The sequence below is a fragment of the Patiriisocius sp. Uisw_047 genome (assembly GCF_047730165.1).
Classification (GTDB): Bacteria; Bacteroidota; Bacteroidia; order Flavobacteriales; family Flavobacteriaceae; genus Patiriisocius.
The window spans coordinates 581,519-598,545 of sequence record NZ_CP159834.1 but is presented as its reverse complement, the minus strand read 5'-3'; the positions used below and the strand labels follow the sequence as shown (position 1 = coordinate 598,545).

The window sequence follows — 17,027 nt, the reverse complement described above, 5'->3', positions numbered from 1 at the left end:
AATAAGTATGAAAAACATAAAAAACATAAGTCTTGGGTTGCTACTGTGCACCACGGGTCTTTTTGCTCAGAGTATCGAGCGAGAGGTGGTGGCGAGTGCCGGAGAGACGATAAGTAATGGAGCAGTAAGCTTAGACTTTACAGTTGGTGAGCTTGCGGTATCAGACATCTCCAATGGAGACGTCGTATTACAACAAGGTTTTCATCAAACACGAAGGTTATATCTTAAACTATCACCACTTGTCTTTCTAGAAGGACCTGCAATGTCTGCCGGTGGTGCCGTTACGATGGGAGATGATTTAAGACAACAAGGTCTTATACCTGTAACAAGCCCTTTTCCTGATGGAAAACAAACAATACCAGAGGTGTTTAACACAACTGGGAGTAATGCCATTGTAGACTGGATTTACATTAGTCTTATGGATAAGAATGATCGTTCTATTGAGCTAGCTTCGACCTCTGCCTTTTTACAGGTAGATGGAGATGTGGTAGGCGCAGATGGAACATCAAGTTTAAAGTTTGATATTGATATAGATGATTATTTTGTGAGAGTATTACACAGAAATCACTTAGCCATCTTAACAGCAACACCTGTGACAATCACGCGAGATGTGAGTATTCTAGACTTAACTGCAGACCCTTTAGAGGTTTTTGGAGGAGTAAACGCGCTAAGCGATGTAGGCGGTGCTTTTGCCATGGTGTCTGGAGATGCGGTAGCAAATGGTCAAATACAGTTTAATGATAGGGATGCGATAGCGGATGAACTTGGAACTTCGGGATATAAGAATGAAGATGCAGATTTGAATGGTCAAGTACAGTTTGTTGACATCAACTTATATACAAACCCTAATTTAGGTCGTGCTATACAATTTTAACACCCAAATTAATATGAAAAACATGAAAAATAGACTAATAATAATGGCGCTGCTATTAATAGCAGTCGTCAACATGAATGCACAGAATGAAAATCTGGTGCTCACTTTTGACAATGCAGAGATTACCACAGATGGAATGCTCGATTTCTATGAAGTAGATATACTTGCCACTAAAATGGCGACCTCTCCAGATTTTAAATTAGGAAGTGGGCTTATTTATATTGACTATAGTGAAGCCGCTTTTGGTTCGGGCATTAATGATGTGCAAGTAGATTTTGAATACCCTACTGGTTCTATTCTTGCACAAGCAGCTGATGCTTTTCCAGCGCCCTTTTATGGGACACAGGTAATTAACTCAAATGACATGGATACCGTAGCCCTTGTGTGGTTGCAGTCATTTGCGTCAAGTACCATTGCGTTAGACAACGTAACAGGTGTAACGCGTGTACTGGGTCATTTAAAAATAGAAATGTTGAACACCGCGGTGTTACCAGAAATTTGTTTTAACGTATCAGGTCCAGGATTTGATGATCAGTTAGCTTCGGCTTGTGGTCCGGATGTTTCAGAAGGCGGAGGCCCTTTTACTCAAGCAGATTGTACTAGTTTTCCAGGAGTTGATATTTTAGATTACGAAGGGGTAGATTGTACCGGCGCTGTAATACCTGTAGAGGTATGTGTAGGTGGTGATACTCTTTGGGATGGTACTGTATGGAGCAATGGGCTTCCAAGTACGACAAAGAGAGCGATTATAGACGGTATTTATATTACTGCTAATCAATTAGACCTAGATGTTTGTGAGCTTACAATTACCGCAAACGGAAGTTTATTTATAAGTGCACTAGGGAGCGTTGTAGTACAAAACAATGTAATCAATGAAGGAGTGTTTGTTATCGAACATACGGCAAACTTTGTACAAGTAAATGATGATGCCACAGTGACGAACACAGTAGGAACCATTAATGTAGATGTTAGAACGGCTCTTGTAGAAACAAGAGATTTTGTGATGCTAGGCTCTCCTATGAGTCAAGAAGCAAGAGAAAATGTGTGGTCAGCAGCATTTAATGTGCAAGCGTTTGACTCTGCACTTTTTGAGCCATTTTCGCCTGTAGAAGTGGGTGCTACTTATAATTTTCAAAGTGCAGATTTTGATGCTTGGAGTCCTAAAACGGGTGTGTTAAATGCTGGTGAGGGATACTTAGTATTTCCGCAGACAGGGTACACAGCGCCAGGTGGACAATTTGATTATGTCTATGAGGAAGGAACGCTTAACAATGGAGTGTATGCTAGAACGTTAACATATGACGGTACTCCAGAAGGAAGCCCTAATATGTTATCAAATCCGTATGCTTCTGCAATAGATGCAAATGTATTTATGGCGGCTAACACAGAAATTGACGCAGTTTATTTTTGGGAACATGGAGCAACGTCTTCTCCACTTACCGAAGGACCAGGTGATAGAAACTTCTCGATGAGAGATGTTTCTGCTTATAACGGTATGGGTGGTGTTCAGGCAGCTTCGGGTGCGGGAACTACTCCTAATGGTGTTATTTCAACAGCACAAGGATTTGGTGTTTTTGCATCAGCTGCAGGAACTGCAACTTTTAATAACAGTATGCGTTTAACAAGTGGTAACACTACCATAAGAACGAGTGAAGTACAGAAAGACCGATTGTGGTTGCGTGTACAGGACCTTAGTTATGGGGAAGCCTCTAATGCATTAGTTGGTTTTACAAGTACTGCAACAGAAGGTGTGGATGCCAAATATGATAGTCAAGTAATAGAAAATGCAGTGTCTTTATATTCTTATATTGATGAGGATTACAGCACGGCGTATACGATACAAGGTAGAGAAGAATTTTCAATAGGTGCAACCGTACAGTTAGGTTTCAGTACCGTTATTGAAGAAGAACTGGACTACAGTATCTCTTTGTCAGACTTTGATGGTGCAGCTTGGGAACAAGCGTATGTATATCTAGTAGATAATGAAACCGGAGTTGTAACTAATTTGAATATAGAAGACTATAGGTTTACGGCTACAGAAGGTACGTACGAAAATAGATTTTTATTAAGGTTCCAGCACAGAGTATTAGGTACTGGTGCATCGGCCTTATCAAATGTATCTATATATCCTAATCCAACGTCTAGATTCTTGAACATATCGTCTCCAGATAGTATGATTAAGTCTGTTAGTATTGTAGATTTAAGAGGTAGAACAGTAATGGATCTTAATGATATAGTTGATACAAATACAAGTATTGATGTTTCTTTACTAAGGTCTGCTGTTTATTTTGCAAAAATACAGACAGAATTGGGAGCGGCAGAAATTAAATTTATAAGAGAATAACACGTATAAAACGTTTGTTTCATACGAAGGCCACTAGTTTTAACTAACTAGTGGCCTTTTTTTATGAATAAAATAAAATAAATAGGGGTTGGCCTCTAGGAGTTACAAACAAAATAGTTATTATTGCCATATAAAATAAACTTGTAATGATTAGCGATTATAATCAGTCCTTGATTATTTATCTTGTTTAATCATATTTTTATTTTATATCTTTAAACCTTTAACGAAAAATTCAAACTTTTAAGTCGATAGCAATGAAAAAATTATTTTCTATTCTGGCAATTGCCGCACTAACCTTAGTAGGTTCAATTAACGCCAACGCAGTTTCTAATCAAACTGCCCAATTATCTGCAAATATTTTATTTTCTGCAGCAACCGTAACCTTAATTCAAGATGCTGATGAAGCTGCGACTGATGAGGACAAAAGTTTTCATCAAGAATTAAAAGAGCGCTTTGTAGAAGGGGGTCCTAGATTTATGGGGATAGTACTTTTATGTCTTATTTTAGGTCTTGCGATTGCTATTGAGCGTATCGTATACCTTAACATGTCTTCAACAAACACGCAAAAATTAGCGCAAGATGTAGAAGATGCTCTTAACAGCGGTGGTATTGAAGCGGCAAAGGAAGTTTGTAGAAATACAAAAGGCCCCGTTGCTTCCATCTACTATCAAGGTCTAGATAGAGCAGATGAAGGTATCGACGCAGCAGAGAAAGCGGTCGTTGCTTACGGTGGTGTACAAATGGGGCAACTTGAGAAGAATGTTTCTTGGGTATCTTTATTTATTGCACTGGCACCAATGCTTGGTTTTATGGGTACTGTAATCGGTATGATTCAAGCCTTTGATAAGATTGCAGCAGCAGGTGATATGAATCCTTCTCTTGTAGCAGGTGGTATTAAAGTAGCACTTTTAACAACAGTATTTGGTTTGATAGTTGCGATTATACTACAGATTTTTTATAACTACATTATCGCTAAAATCGATAGCATCGTAAACAGTATGGAAGATGCGTCTATTACTTTAATAGATATGCTAGTAGACTACAAGAACAAAAAGTAATCATATTAAAACCAATATTATAATGGGTTTACATAAATTAATTAAAATCATAGGATTGCTCCTCTGTGTTGCAAGTATCATATTTTTTGTGATGATACTCAATATGGGTGACAGAGCAATAGAAGATAGCTTCCTTATGGGAGAAGAAGTTGCCAGTGTAACTTGGGCACTATATGTTGCGTATCTCATACTAGCAATCGTGGTATTGTTTGTACTTGTCTTTGTGTTAAAAGGTGTTTTTGCTGGTAATGTAAAGAAGACATTGATGTCTATAGGCGGTTTCTTATTAATAGGGATCATCTCTTACGTATTAGCTTCAAATAGCCTAGACGGTTTACCGCTTAATGATGGTAAAATGATAACGGCTAGCGCATCTAAATGGGTAGGAACAGGACTTTACACATTTTATATCTTAGCAGTACTTGCCATTGTCGCAATGGTATTTAGCGGATTCAAAAAGTTAACATCAAGATAACATTATGGCAAGAAGATCCACACCAGAAGTAAATGCGGGATCGATGGCAGATATTGCCTTCCTTTTACTTATCTTTTTCTTAGTTACAACAACGATAGAAAAGGATAAAGGGATAGCACGTCAATTGCCACCAGATGAGCCGCCAACAGAGACACCTCCTATTATTAAGCAGAAAAACTTATTTATAGTAAATGTAAATAGGGAAGACTTGCTTTTGGTAGAGGAGCAGTTAATGGAAGTGAAAAACCTGCGTCAAGCAGCAATAGACTTTCTAGACAATGGAGGAGCAAGCTCAGGAACTGCTGAGTATTGTAACTTTTGTAAAGGGAAAAAAGATCCTGCTTCATCAGATAATCCTGGGAAAGCCGTGATTTCTGTTCAGAACGATAGACTTACGAGTTATGCGATGTACATCACTGTGCAGAATGAACTGGTAGCTGCTTATAATTTTCTAAGAAATAGAGAGTCACAACGTATGTTTGGCTGGAAGTTTACGGAGATTAAAAATAGTATATCTGTAGGAGACATTGACGATACAGAGGCGGAGAAGTACAAGCCAAAATTGGAGGAAATCCAGAAAATGTATCCTTTACTACTATCAGAGGCTGAACCAAAAAAATCAGGCTCTTAACATTTTATCTATGTCAAAATTTAATAAGAAAAAAGGAGGAGAATTACCTGCGGTGAATACAGCATCTTTACCAGATATTGTATTTATGCTACTGTTTTTCTTTATGGTTGTTACCGTTTTAAGGAAGAATGACCTTATGGTAAAAAACGAGCTTCCTAAAGCAGATCAAGTAGAGAAGCTTGAAAAAGATAGAGCTGTGTTTATTTATGCTGGAAAGCCGAGTGAACGATATGAAAAACAGTTTGGTTCTGAAGGTAAAATCCAAATAGGTGATAAGTTTACAGATATCAAAAACTTAAAGCCGGTTCTTGCAGAAGCAAGAAATGGATTGCCGGCGCCTTTACAGGATTATGTAATGGTGGCACTTAAAGTAGATAAAGAAACAAATACAGGTATCGTAACCGATATTAAGCAAGCATTACGTGAGCTTAATATGTTGAAGATTATTTATATCACAACCCCGGGTAACGAAATCGGTAATTAAGAAATACTATTTATATATTTAAAACGCCTTGTACTAACAAGGCGTTTTTTTTGTTTCTATTACTATCATATTAATTATCTTTATATCGTGCGTACACTAGTCATATTCTCTATTTTGTTTTGTTCACTTGCTGCCTTTGGGCAACAAGTCATTAATGATAGTATTTCAATAGACACAAAATACAGGGAAGACCAATTCTATTTTAATGTAACATATAACTTAGTGAGTGACGTGCCGAGCAATGTAAACCTAAGAGGGTTATCTGGAGGTATAGGCTTTGGTTTTATACGTGATATCCCTTTTAATAAACGTCGTAATGTAGGGATAGGAATAGGTGCTGGGCTTGCGTATAATCGGTATGGTCAAAACCTTTTTATAGGAGAGGGCCAAAATGAAACTTCTATATTTACTGTATTAGATGCGAATGCTAATGTCGACATTAATAGATTTACCGTAACGACTCTCGAGGCTCCTATAGAGCTTAGGTGGCGTTCTTCTAACGCAGAAAAGTATAAGTTTTGGCGTGTGTACACAGGGCTTAGAATAGGCTATAGTTATTACTACAGGAGCACATTTACCCAAGAGAATAACAAAGTGATCCAAACCGATATCTCAGAATTTCAACCGCTTAGTGTGACACCCACATTGAGTTTTGGGTTCAATAAAATAAACTTTTTTGCAAGTTACACCCTAAGCCCCTTTTTTAAAGATGCCCAAACTAATCTTGCTAAAGAAGTGGGGTTTAGGCCTATTAAGCTAGGTTTTATTTTCTACATTCTATAACCAGTAACTAACGAATAATAATTGCGGAAACGCCCCAATAACAAAGCCCATTATCAACTCTTGAGATGTGTGTGATTTAGTGTGCAACCTAGAACTTGCAACCCAACCATTAACGATACAGGCAAATCCCATCCATAGCAATAAATTAATCTCAAAGTGAATACTTAGCATAATCACAAACACACTGAGCCCAGCAACTCCCATTTGATGCAAACTCACCTTAAAATTAAAAAACACAAGAATCAAAGCGGTTAATGTAGTAAAGAGAACCCCAAGTATGAAATAGTATAACGCTGCGTTTTCGTATGGGTGAAATACAAATTTTATTAATAACAAGAGCAGTATAGATTGTATCATTAATGGAAGCTTTCGTTCACTAACATCTCTTAAATGTATACTGGTTACCACTCCAAAATTTTTGAGTAAAAAGAAAATAACCAGCGGTATAGCTATCGTAACAATTGTAACGACCATTAAGTGGCTGTAGACAATTTCAGTATTAAGAAAACGTGGCGTAACCGTATAATAAAATAAGATGCCTAAAAGAGGCATCAATAGTGGATGGAATATATAAGCGGCGGCTCTTAAGAAAACACTCATTAAATTTCTTTTCTCAAACGCGCTACAGGCAAGTCTAGCTGTTCTCTGTATTTTGCAATCGTACGGCGTGCAATGGGATACCCTTTTTCTTTTAAAATTTTAGCTAGTTTATCATCTGTCAAAGGTTTGCGTTTGTCCTCTTCAGAAACTGTGATTTCTAATATTTTCTTGATTTCTCGTGTGGAGACTTCTTCCCCTTGATCATTGGTCATGGATTCACTAAAAAACTCTTTGATCAATTTTGTTCCATAAGGAGTATCTACGTATTTGCTATTTGCTACACGAGATACGGTAGAAACGTCCATGTTAATTTTGTCAGCAATGTCTTTTAAGATCATTGGTTTTAAATTACGCTCATCTCCTGTTAGAAAGAATTCTTTTTGATGATGCATTATAGAGTTCATCGTCACAAAGAGCGTCTGCTGGCGCTGTTGTATCGCTTCTATAAACCATTTTGCTGCATCTAGTTTCTGCTTTATAAACATCACCGCATCTTTTTGCGTTTTTGTCTTTTTCTTAGACTCCTTATATCCTTTGAGCATATTGCTATATTCTCGAGATACATGCAACTCAGGGGCATTCCTGCCGTTCAATGTGAGGTCTAGCTCGCCTTCTACGATACGTATGGCAAAATCTGGCACTACGTGCTCTACCATTCTATTATTGCCTACAACAGCACCTCCAGGCTTTGGGTTAAGACTTTCTATTTCATGGATTGCATCACGTAATGCGTCTTCCGTAATGTCAAATTTTGAAAGTAATTTTTTATAATGCTTTTTAGAAAAGTGCTCAAAAGAATCTGCGATAATTTTTGTTGCTAGCGCTACTTCCTTGTTTTGTTCTCGACGCACTAATTGCAATAAGAGGCATTCCTGTAGGCTTCGAGCGCCTACACCTGCGGGATCTAATTCTTGCACAACCTCCAGTACTTTCTCTACTTTCTCGTCCGTCGTATATATGTTTTGAGTAAAGGCGAGATCATCCACGATGTCCTGTACGTCTCTTCGTATATAACCAGCTTCATCTACGCTCCCGACTAAAAATTTTGCAATTTCACGTTCGTCATCGTCCAATCTATAGGTGTTTAACTGAGCTAGTAGAAATTGATTGAAAGACGTGCCCGCGGCATATGGCATTCGGGTATCATCATCATCTGCACTGTAATTATTGGCAGATAATTTATAACTGGGTACTTCATCATCACTCAAATAGTCGTCAACATTGATTTCTGTTTCAATAGACTCATTACCGTCATCAAAATCATCGTCATAGCTCTCATCTAAGTCTTCATCATATTTTTCTGCCTCTTCCTTCCCGCCTTCAAGTGCAGGATTCTCATTCATTTCTTGAGAAATACGTTGCTCAAAAGCTTGCGTAGGCAATTGTATTAGCTTCATTAACTGAATCTGCTGCGGCGAGAGCTTCTGTGATAATTTAAAATTAAGTTGTTGTCTGAGCATTGTTTCTCTTCTGAAATACTAAGGTAAAACAAAACCAGCTATGAATGAGTTGTAGCGCTGGTTTTAATAAAAATTATGGTACAGTGAAGCAGTATTCAGTACGCACTAAATTACCACATACTGAATACTGGCTGCTGAATTACTAAAACTCTGCGTTCCCTGGACTACGAGGATAAGGGATTACATCTCTAATGTTTCCCATACCTGTTACAAATTGTACCAGACGTTCAAAACCAAGTCCAAAACCACTATGCACGCAAGTACCAAATTTTCTCAAATCTAAATACCAATACAACTCGTCTTTTGGGATTCCCATGGTTTCCATTTTTTGGAGTAGTACATCATAGCGCTCCTCACGTTGAGAACCGCCTACAATCTCGCCTATTCCTGGAAACAAAACGTCCATAGCTCTTACCGTTTTACCGTCATCATTGAGACGCATGTAAAATGACTTAATATCTGCAGGGTAATCAAAAAGGATCACCGGACACTTAAAATGTTTTTCTACTAAGAAACGTTCATGCTCACTTTGTAAGTCTGCACCCCATTCATTAATAATGTATTTAAACTTTTTCTTTTTGTTTGGTTTAGAGTTTCTTAAGATCTCAATAGCCTCTGTGTAGCTTACACGTTTAAAATTGTTCTCTCCAATAAAGCTCAATTTATCTCGTAGTGACATATCACTACGCTCTGCTTGTGGCTTACTTTTCTCCTCGTCAACTAAACGATTTTCTAAAAACTCAAGATCATCTTGGCAGTTATCTAAAGCATATTTTACCACATACTTAATGAAATCTTCAGCAAGATCCATATTGCCATCAAGATCACAGAAAGCAACCTCCGGTTCAATCATCCAGAACTCTGCAAGGTGACGAGACGTATTACTGTTTTCTGCTCTAAAGGTTGGGCCAAAGGTGTATACCTTCCCAAGCCCCATCGCATATGTTTCAGCCTCTAGCTGTCCACTCACCGTTAGGTTTGTTTCCTTCTCGAAGAAATCTTCTTTATAATTCACATTTCCGGCATCATCAAGAGGCGGATTCGTAGGAGGTAATGCTGTTACTCTAAACATCTCACCAGCTCCTTCTGCATCACTACCCGTAATGATAGGTGCATTCATATAATAAAATCCGTTTTCTTGAAAGTATTGATGCACCGCAAAAGAAAGCTTAGATCGTACACGCATCACTGCACCAAAAGTGTTGGTGCGTACTCTTAAATGTGCTTGCTCGCGCAGTTTTTCTAAAGAGTGTCGCTTAGGAGACAGGATGGTTAACTTCACCTCTTCAGGGTCTGCAGTACCTAAAACAGCAACCTTCGTCACCTGTATTTCTACTGTTTGGCCAGCACCTTGACTTTCTACAAGCGCTCCAGTTACTTCAATTGAAGCACCCGTTGTGATGTTCTTAAGCGTCTCTTCTTCAAAATTCTCAAAATCGACAACGCACTGTATATTCTTTATAGTCGACCCGTCATTGACAGCAATAAATCGGTTGCTTCTAAAAGAGCGTACCCAACCCCTAACGGTTACTTCGTGTAAGCTAGGTTCAGATTTTAAAACGGTAATGATATCAGTATGTTTCATGGTCTTATTTTAAAAAAAGCAAAGATACTTTTTAATTGAGAACTATAAATTCTCTAACCGTTTTTTCTGAAATGTGCATGATTTGATTATTCCTCCACAGAAGACTCTTCATCTTCCCCGTCTTCTCCATGAATAATCTGAAGGGAAGGTTTTTTGAACGTGTCTTTATTAGCGATACTCTTCTCTAAAGAAAGTAGGAGTGATGGTAGTAACAAAAGATTGGCAAGCATCGCAAAAACAAGCGTTACAGATACTAATCCTCCTAAGGCAACAGTGCCGCCAAAGCTAGAAATCATGAACGTGCTAAACCCAAAGAATAGTACAATAGAAGTATAAAACATACTCACGCCAGTTTCTCTTAAAGCCGCATATACAGACTTTTTAATCCTCCAGTTATTCGCAATTAATTCTTGACGGTACTTGGCGAGAAAGTGAATGGTGTCATCTACAGAAATACCAAAAGCAATACTAAAAACTAAAATAGTAGAGGGTTTTATAGGAACACCTAAGAAGCCCATCAATCCCGCAGTTACTAAAAGCGGCAATAAGTTAGGGATCAAAGAGACCAGAATCATTCGCATGCTTCTAAACATCCAAGCCATAAAAATCGAAATTAAAAAGATGGCGAGCGAGAGAGAAAGGATTAAATTGTTTACCAAATATTTTGTTCCTTTCTGGAAAGCAAAGGCTTTTCCAGTAAGTGAGACCGAGTACCGTTCTTTTGGGAAGATCTTATTAATTTCTGCTAACAAGTCTTCTTCTATTCGGTCAAAGCGCTCCGTCTCTGTGTCTTTCATAAAAGTCGTGACACGTGCATATTGCCCAGTACTGTCTACATAACTAGACAGTAAATTGGTGTTATCTGCGCTGCTCTTTGCGTAAGATAACAAGAAGGTGCGTTCTTGACTATTAGGCAATTGATAATAGTCTGGATTGTTATTATAATAAGCCTGCTTTGAGTATTTCACAAGTTCGTTTACAGAAAGCGGTTTTGAGAATTCTGGGATTTCTTTAATATAATCTTGTAGCCGCTCTATTCGTCTTAAGGTGGCGAGTTTCATCACTCCTTTTGATCGCTTGGTATCGATAAATATCTCAAGTGGCATAATGCCCTCAAATTCTTGTTCAAAGAACTTAATGTCCTTATAAAACTCTTTCTTCTGTGGCATGTCGTCAATGAGACTGCCCGATATTTTAATGTTGTAAATCCCAATAATACTTCCGCAGAGTAATATAATAGATGCGATGTATATGGTGATTCTTTTTCTACGAACCATTTTTTCCATCCAGTCCACAAAACCATTAATCCATCTTTTATTAAGATGCTTAAGGTGTTTATTCTTGGGCACAGACATATAACTGTAGATGATAGGAATAATAAATAAGGATAATAAAAAGATGGCGATAATATTAATAGAAGCCACAATACCAAACTCCTTCAGCAACTTGCTGTCGGTTAATATAAAAGTCGCAAAGCCAGAGGCAGTAGTTAAATTTGTCATCAAAGTAGCATTTCCTACTTTGGCTATAACGCGCTGTAATGACTTCGCTTGGTTCCCGTGTAATTTTATTTCCTGTTGGTATTTGTTAATCAAGAATATACAATTAGGAATCCCGATCACAATAATGAGGGGTGGTATCAAGGCTGTTAAAACGGTAATTTCATATTTCAGCAATCCTAAAATTCCAAAGGCCCAAGCAACTCCAATAAGTACGGTTAGCATGGAGATCAACGTCGCCCTAAAAGATCTAAAAAAGAAGAAAAAGATGAGGGAAGTCACAAACAAAGCAGCCGCTATAAAGAGTCCAATCTCATCAACTATATTCTGTGAATTTAAGGTCCGGATGTACGGCATTCCAGATACGTAGACATTGATGCCTGTATCTTTTTCAAATTGCTTTACCCGAGGGATGAGTACCTGATCTACAAACTCTTTTCTGGCAATGGTGTTTACGATGTCTTCGTTTAGGTAGATAGCCGTTCGCACCGTTTTTTTATCTGGGCTATATACCAAGCCATCGTAGAAGGGTAGTCGGTATAGAAGCCTGTTTTTGTAGATTTTTAAATTTTCTGAAGTAAGTACAGAGTCCTTAATAAACGGCACCATGGCAAAGCTTGTGGCGTCTGTGCGCTTCTCCAGCGTCATTAAATTACCTACAGAAAGAAGTGCATCTACTGCATTGTTTTTTTGAAGGTCGTCGCCAAGTGACTTCCAAGCATTGAAGACTTTTGGTGTGAAAAAGGTGCTGTCTTTGACCCCCATTACAATGAGGTTTCCTTCTTCGCCAAAGGTGTCTAGAAACTCATCATATGCTAGGTTGACCTCGTGGTCATCTGGCAACAAGTTTGCTTCAGAATATGTGAAGCGCATATGTTTCCATTGCAGCCCCATAAATACGGTAATAGCTGCAATAATGATAAGAATAAGCGGCCTGTTTCTAAGAATAAAACGCGCTACTGCGCTCCAGAAACCTATGCTAAAAAGTTTGTTCAATGAGGGGAATTTTGTATGCTCAAAGGTAACACTATCAGTGTATTTAGTGAGAGATATTAATAATTAAAATTTGGCGTAAAACGTAAACTTAAAGGCGATGTTATCCTCTGGGTTTGTTAGGTAATAGGCGCCATAACGATATGCAAAACTCAACCCAAACCCAAACAATAATTTATTAAGTTCTAGTCCAGCTTCATTATAAAGCTTATCAAGCGTATTAAAATTAATACCTTGATGTGCTTCTGGGTTGCTTAGATCACCTAAAGCGTGACGAGTAATAAGCACGAATTCTGGTCTTATTCTTTCTGAAATTTTAAACCTTCGTAAGCTATGCCTTACTTGTAAGGTAGCTAATTTATCTGAAAAGAACTCCCCAAAATACATAGTCTCAAAACTGCGTCTTCCCGCTACAGAAAAACGTTGTAATACTTCTTGCTTTGTCGGGCTATTCGGGTAGGCGTGATACAAATGTGTTAATGGCACATCTCCTGTAGCGAAGTTTCCTTCTAGTAAAAAATTTGTAGAAGACAAGTTGCTGCGCTTGATGTAGTAATCTAATTTTAACCCAAACTTGGTATAATCAAAATCACTGCGCACAAGACCGCTGAATCCTTTGGTGATCTGAGCACTTATTTTAGGAAATCCATCAAAATATTCTACAAGACCATCCTCTGTGGTAAAGAATTTAGATTTCGGACTTATTCTTATAGAGGCAGTGGCTTCTGCAACTTCATAAGAGTCATAGGTAATCCCCTCGTTTAAAAATTGATAATTAAGCGTTTGATCAATGTGGCTTCTTCCTAGGCGTACTTCACCTGCAAGGTTATCTGTAAGTGCGGTAATCACATTAGCTTGCCAGGTTCGTATTTGATAAAATTGGGTTACGTTAACGAGTCGTGGTTCAAAAACAGAGTACACGCGAGCATCTGTTAAAAAATTTGCGGATCCTATTTCGTTAATATCATCGCGATACGCCAGTGTAAACCAAGTTTTAGACTCTTTGTCTAAAAGGAAACTTCCGCCTAGGCTGTGCTTTATTTTTTTGTCTTTTGTACCATAAGCAGCATAGCCTGATATTTTAAAATTTTTAGATAAGCGATCATTGGTCATACCACCTAAACCTAAACGAAGCCCTTCATAGTTGTTATATTTAATAAGGTATTTAAGATCAAAGTCAAAAAAGCCAACAGGATAAAAACCAGTATTGAACGGGCTTATTTTCTGTTCTAGGCGTGTCGCGGTGGTGTCTTGTTCGGTCTGTACTGCTGGCACTTGGGCCACGCTCATCAGAGGTGAGAAAAGAAGTAAAATGAAAAGAAATCTGTTCATTAAAGTATTGGAGCGTATGTAATTATACTCAAAGGTAAAAAGAAAGCGGCCTATAGGCCGCTTAATTATATTTTGTTTAACGTATGGCCACTTTAAACGGTCATAATCTCTTTCTCTTTTAGAGAAAGCATTTCTTCAATTTTAGTAATATGCTTGTCTGTCATCATCTGCACATCTGCTTCAAGATTTGCTTTTAAGTCATCACTAACATCAAGGTTTTTAATTTCGTTATTAGCATTCTTACGGTCATTACGGACGCCTATCTTAGAATCTTCGGCCTCTGTTTTTGCTTGTTTTGCAAGCTCACGACGACGTTCTTCTGTTAACGGTGGTACAGTAATAATCACAGACTCCCCATTATTCATTGGGTTAAAACCTATGTTTGCTAGGTGAATTCCCTTTTCAATTTCTGGAATCAATCCTTTTTCCCAAGGCGCGATTGTGATAGTCATACCATCGGGTGTATTTACATTAGCCACTTGACTCAAAGGTGTTTGACTCCCGTAATAGTTCACCATTACACTACCTACCATAGCTGGAGAAGCTTTACCCGCTCTAATGTTTACAAACTTCTTATTTAGGTGCACGAGGGCATCGTCCATTGCCTCTTTTGTACTGTCTATAATAAATTTAATTTCGTCTTCCATAGTTCGACTACGCTTACTAATCTTAGCTTGCGATTTTGTTTTTTAATAAGTTGGGCTTTGCTCAATAATCTTAGATTGAGCTTTTTAATTACACTTAGTTAGACTGCGCTCAAAATGGTAGCTCACGATTTTTAACGTTCTTGATTTTTCTTCAGAAATACTAATCCTTGAGATCTGTACTTCAAAAAGCAGACCATTCCAAAAATAGCAAATTTATTTTAGTTGAAATTTTATTCGATCTATTAAATTTCCGAAGCGATTAAAGATTTACTTTAGTTCCTATTTTTTCACCCATTACCACTTTCATTAAGTTACCTCTTGTGTTCATGTCAAAAACAATGATAGGTAACTCGTTTTCTTGACTCAATGTAAATGCAGTTGTGTCCATCACCTTGAGGCCTTTACGCAATACATCATCAAAGCTAATGGTATCATATTTTGTGGCATCGCTATTCTTTTCTGGATCACTTGAGTAAATACCATCTACACGAGTTCCTTTAAGAATTACGTCTGCTTTTATCTCAATAGCTCTTAATACTGCGGCGCTATCTGTCGTGAAGTAAGGGTTTCCTGTTCCTCCACCAAAAATAACGACACGTCCTTTTTCTAAATGACGCATTGCCTTCCGGCGAATAAATGGTTCTGCCACTTCATTAATCTTAATGGCACTTTGCAATCTCACTTGGATGTCTTCATCTTCTAAGGCACCTTGTAATGCTAGTCCGTTGATTACCGTAGCGAGCATCCCCATATGGTCACCTTGCACGCGGTCCATACCTTTGCTAGCACCGGCAACACCTCTAAAGATGTTCCCACCACCTATCACTATTGCCACTTCAACACCAGTAGCAATAATTGCTTTAATGTCTTGAGCGTATTCCTGAAGTCTTATAGGATCAATACCATATTGGCGCTCGCCCATTAAGGCTTCACCAGAAAGTTTAAGTAAGATTCTTTTGTATTGCATAGCGTGGTTTTGTTAGTTGTAAAAATAAGGAAAAATTAGTACTCGGTAGCAGTGGCAGTAGGCAGTTTTTTTTATGTCCTTGTTATTCTTTCAGGGTATTAGTAATCGTGAGAATCAAATAGTGTCGGGGTAAAAAAAATCCGTCTCTAGCAAAAGCTAAAGACGGATTGTTTATTAATGAAGTAACTGGATTCTGAATCAAGTTCAGAACAAGCTGCTAATATACTTATGCCAATGTCACTCTCTTAAAGCCAACAACAGATACTTCCCCGTGATCAGTAACATAGTTCCCTACGTTTTTCTTATCATCCATGATGAAGTTTTGGTCTAGTAAAGCTTTCTCGTGGTCTAATGTTGTGTTATCAGCGATAAAACGTTCCATTTTTCCAGGAAGGATTCTGTCCCAGATTTGTTCTGGTTTTCCTTCAGCTTTCAACTCAGCTTTAGCAGCATCTTCTGCTTTTGCTAAAACGTCATCTGTTAATTGCATCCTAGAGATATACGTAGGTACGTTCTTTAGTGTTTTACCAAGACGTCCTAACTCGATGTTATCTTTTTCAATTACAGCGATACGTGCTTCTGTTTCGTTTGCAACAAATTCTGGTGTAAAATCTTTATAAGACAATGTAGTGGCACCCATAGATGCTACTTGCATTGATACTTCTTTTGCTAGTTTTTCTGCACCTTCAATAGCAGTGCTTAAACCAGTTAAGGCACCGATTTTCTTACCGTGAATATACGTCCCTACAAATGGAGCTTCAAGGATCTCAAAACCTCCAATTTCTAGTTTCTCACCAATAACACCTGTCTGCTCGATTAACTTCTCAGCAACCGTCATTCCGCCACCAAAGTCTGCAGCAAGAAATTCTTCTTTTGTGTTATAGTTAATTGCTACGGCAGCCATTTCTTTAGCCATTGCAGTATATGAGTCGTTATTTGCAACAAAGTCAGTCTCACAGTTTAATGCAAGAACAACACCTCTTGTGTTCGCCTCATTAATTTGAGAAACAACAGCCCCTTCACTTGAATCACGGTCTGCTCTTTTTTCTGCAATTTTCTGTCCTTTTTTACGTAGAACCGCAATTGCGTCTTCTAGATTTCCTTCAGCTTCAACAAGGGCGTTTTTACAGTCCATCATTCCGGCTCCGGTTTTTTGTCTTAATTCGTTTACTTGTGCGGCAGTTATTTTTACCATGATAAATTTATTTTGTCATTCCCACGGAGGCAGGAATCTCATTAATGAATTGTTTTATTTTAAAAAAAAGTCGCTTCGCAAATTTCAATTAGAAATGAAC

Annotated in this window: 15 protein-coding genes; 7 read left to right on the top strand and 8 right to left on the bottom strand. The window is 38.1% G+C overall.

The genetic code is table 11. The features are described 5' to 3' along the window. The first annotated feature begins 7 nt into the window (after positions 1-7). The 7 genes from ABXT71_RS02750 to ABXT71_RS02720 all read left to right on the top strand — a co-directional run bounded on the left by ABXT71_RS02750 (position 8) and on the right by ABXT71_RS02720 (position 6,649). A complete protein-coding gene (locus ABXT71_RS02750) occupies positions 8-874 on the top strand; it encodes a hypothetical protein (protein WP_415372298.1) in 867 nt (288 codons plus the stop codon). A gap of 22 nt (positions 875-896) precedes the next feature. Further along, entirely contained in the window at positions 897-3,218 is a 2,322-nt protein-coding gene (locus ABXT71_RS02745) for a T9SS type A sorting domain-containing protein (RefSeq protein ID WP_415372296.1), read from the top strand. A 254-nt stretch (positions 3,219-3,472) separates the two neighbouring features. Then, positions 3,473-4,276, top strand: a complete 804-nt coding sequence (locus tag ABXT71_RS02740) for a MotA/TolQ/ExbB proton channel family protein (RefSeq protein WP_415372294.1) — start codon at positions 3,473-3,475, stop codon at positions 4,274-4,276. Positions 4,277-4,298: 22 nt separating this feature from the next. Beyond that, positions 4,299-4,751, top strand: a complete 453-nt coding sequence (locus ABXT71_RS02735; protein ID WP_415372292.1) for a hypothetical protein — start codon at positions 4,299-4,301, stop codon at positions 4,749-4,751. Between the two features lie 4 nt (positions 4,752-4,755). After that, positions 4,756-5,382, top strand: a complete 627-nt coding sequence (locus ABXT71_RS02730) for an ExbD/TolR family protein (RefSeq protein ID WP_415372290.1) — start codon at positions 4,756-4,758, stop codon at positions 5,380-5,382. 10 nt (positions 5,383-5,392) lie between these two features. Then, positions 5,393-5,866 (top strand): ExbD/TolR family protein, encoded by a 474-nt coding sequence (locus tag ABXT71_RS02725; RefSeq protein ID WP_415372288.1) that lies wholly within the window; start codon positions 5,393-5,395, stop codon positions 5,864-5,866. Between the two features lie 87 nt (positions 5,867-5,953). After that, positions 5,954-6,649 (top strand): outer membrane beta-barrel protein, encoded by a 696-nt coding sequence (locus ABXT71_RS02720; protein WP_415372286.1) that lies wholly within the window; start codon positions 5,954-5,956, stop codon positions 6,647-6,649. Here ABXT71_RS02720 and ABXT71_RS02715 read toward each other — a convergent pair. The 8 genes from ABXT71_RS02715 to tsf form a co-directional block, all read right to left on the bottom strand. Next, entirely contained in the window at positions 6,644-7,249 is a 606-nt protein-coding gene (locus ABXT71_RS02715; protein ID WP_415372284.1) for a hypothetical protein, read from the bottom strand. The two genes, ABXT71_RS02720 and ABXT71_RS02715, sit on opposite strands and share 6 nt — an antisense overlap. After that, a complete protein-coding gene (rpoN, locus tag ABXT71_RS02710) occupies positions 7,249-8,709 on the bottom strand; it encodes an RNA polymerase factor sigma-54 (protein ID WP_415372282.1) in 1,461 nt (486 codons plus the stop codon). Before rpoN ends, ABXT71_RS02715 begins: the two co-directional genes overlap by 1 nt. A gap of 142 nt (positions 8,710-8,851) precedes the next feature. Continuing rightward, positions 8,852-10,294, bottom strand: a complete 1,443-nt coding sequence (gene asnS, locus ABXT71_RS02705) for an asparagine--tRNA ligase (protein WP_415372280.1) — start codon at positions 10,292-10,294, stop codon at positions 8,852-8,854. Positions 10,295-10,380: 86 nt separating this feature from the next. Further along, positions 10,381-12,789: an efflux RND transporter permease subunit gene (locus ABXT71_RS02700; protein WP_415372278.1), complete on the bottom strand. Its 2,409-nt coding sequence runs from the start codon at positions 12,787-12,789 to the stop codon at positions 10,381-10,383. A gap of 63 nt (positions 12,790-12,852) precedes the next feature. Next, positions 12,853-14,076, bottom strand: coding sequence for a DUF5686 family protein (locus ABXT71_RS02695; protein WP_415372276.1), 1,224 nt, complete (start codon positions 14,074-14,076; stop codon positions 12,853-12,855). A gap of 134 nt (positions 14,077-14,210) precedes the next feature. After that, positions 14,211-14,765, bottom strand: a complete 555-nt coding sequence (gene frr / locus ABXT71_RS02690) for a ribosome recycling factor (protein ID WP_415372274.1) — start codon at positions 14,763-14,765, stop codon at positions 14,211-14,213. Between the two features lie 259 nt (positions 14,766-15,024). Beyond that, a complete protein-coding gene (pyrH, locus tag ABXT71_RS02685) occupies positions 15,025-15,732 on the bottom strand; it encodes a UMP kinase (RefSeq protein ID WP_415372272.1) in 708 nt (235 codons plus the stop codon). Between the two features lie 226 nt (positions 15,733-15,958). Next, positions 15,959-16,927 (bottom strand): translation elongation factor Ts, encoded by a 969-nt coding sequence (gene tsf / locus ABXT71_RS02680; RefSeq protein WP_415372270.1) that lies wholly within the window; start codon positions 16,925-16,927, stop codon positions 15,959-15,961. Positions 16,928-17,027 lie beyond the last annotated feature (100 nt).

Bases quoted from the DNA above. Each gene is read 5' to 3' on its own strand.
- ABXT71_RS02750 (WP_415372298.1), top strand. From the start codon at position 8: ATGAAAAACATAAAAAACATAAGTCTTGGGTTGCTACTGTGCACCACG.
- ABXT71_RS02745 (WP_415372296.1), top strand. From the start codon at position 897: ATGAAAAATAGACTAATAATAATGGCGCTGCTATTAATAGCAGTCGTC.
- ABXT71_RS02740 (WP_415372294.1), top strand. From the start codon at position 3,473: ATGAAAAAATTATTTTCTATTCTGGCAATTGCCGCACTAACCTTAGTA.
- ABXT71_RS02735 (WP_415372292.1), top strand. From the start codon at position 4,299: ATGGGTTTACATAAATTAATTAAAATCATAGGATTGCTCCTCTGTGTT.
- ABXT71_RS02730 (WP_415372290.1), top strand. From the start codon at position 4,756: ATGGCAAGAAGATCCACACCAGAAGTAAATGCGGGATCGATGGCAGAT.
- ABXT71_RS02725 (WP_415372288.1), top strand. From the start codon at position 5,393: ATGTCAAAATTTAATAAGAAAAAAGGAGGAGAATTACCTGCGGTGAAT.
- ABXT71_RS02715 (WP_415372284.1), bottom strand. From the start codon at position 7,249: ATGAGTGTTTTCTTAAGAGCCGCCGCTTATATATTCCATCCACTATTG.
- rpoN (WP_415372282.1), bottom strand. From the start codon at position 8,709: ATGCTCAGACAACAACTTAATTTTAAATTATCACAGAAGCTCTCGCCG.
- asnS (WP_415372280.1), bottom strand. From the start codon at position 10,294: ATGAAACATACTGATATCATTACCGTTTTAAAATCTGAACCTAGCTTA.
- ABXT71_RS02695 (WP_415372276.1), bottom strand. From the start codon at position 14,076: ATGAGCGTGGCCCAAGTGCCAGCAGTACAGACCGAACAAGACACCACC.
- frr (WP_415372274.1), bottom strand. From the start codon at position 14,765: ATGGAAGACGAAATTAAATTTATTATAGACAGTACAAAAGAGGCAATG.
- pyrH (WP_415372272.1), bottom strand. From the start codon at position 15,732: ATGCAATACAAAAGAATCTTACTTAAACTTTCTGGTGAAGCCTTAATG.
- tsf (WP_415372270.1), bottom strand. From the start codon at position 16,927: ATGGTAAAAATAACTGCCGCACAAGTAAACGAATTAAGACAAAAAACC.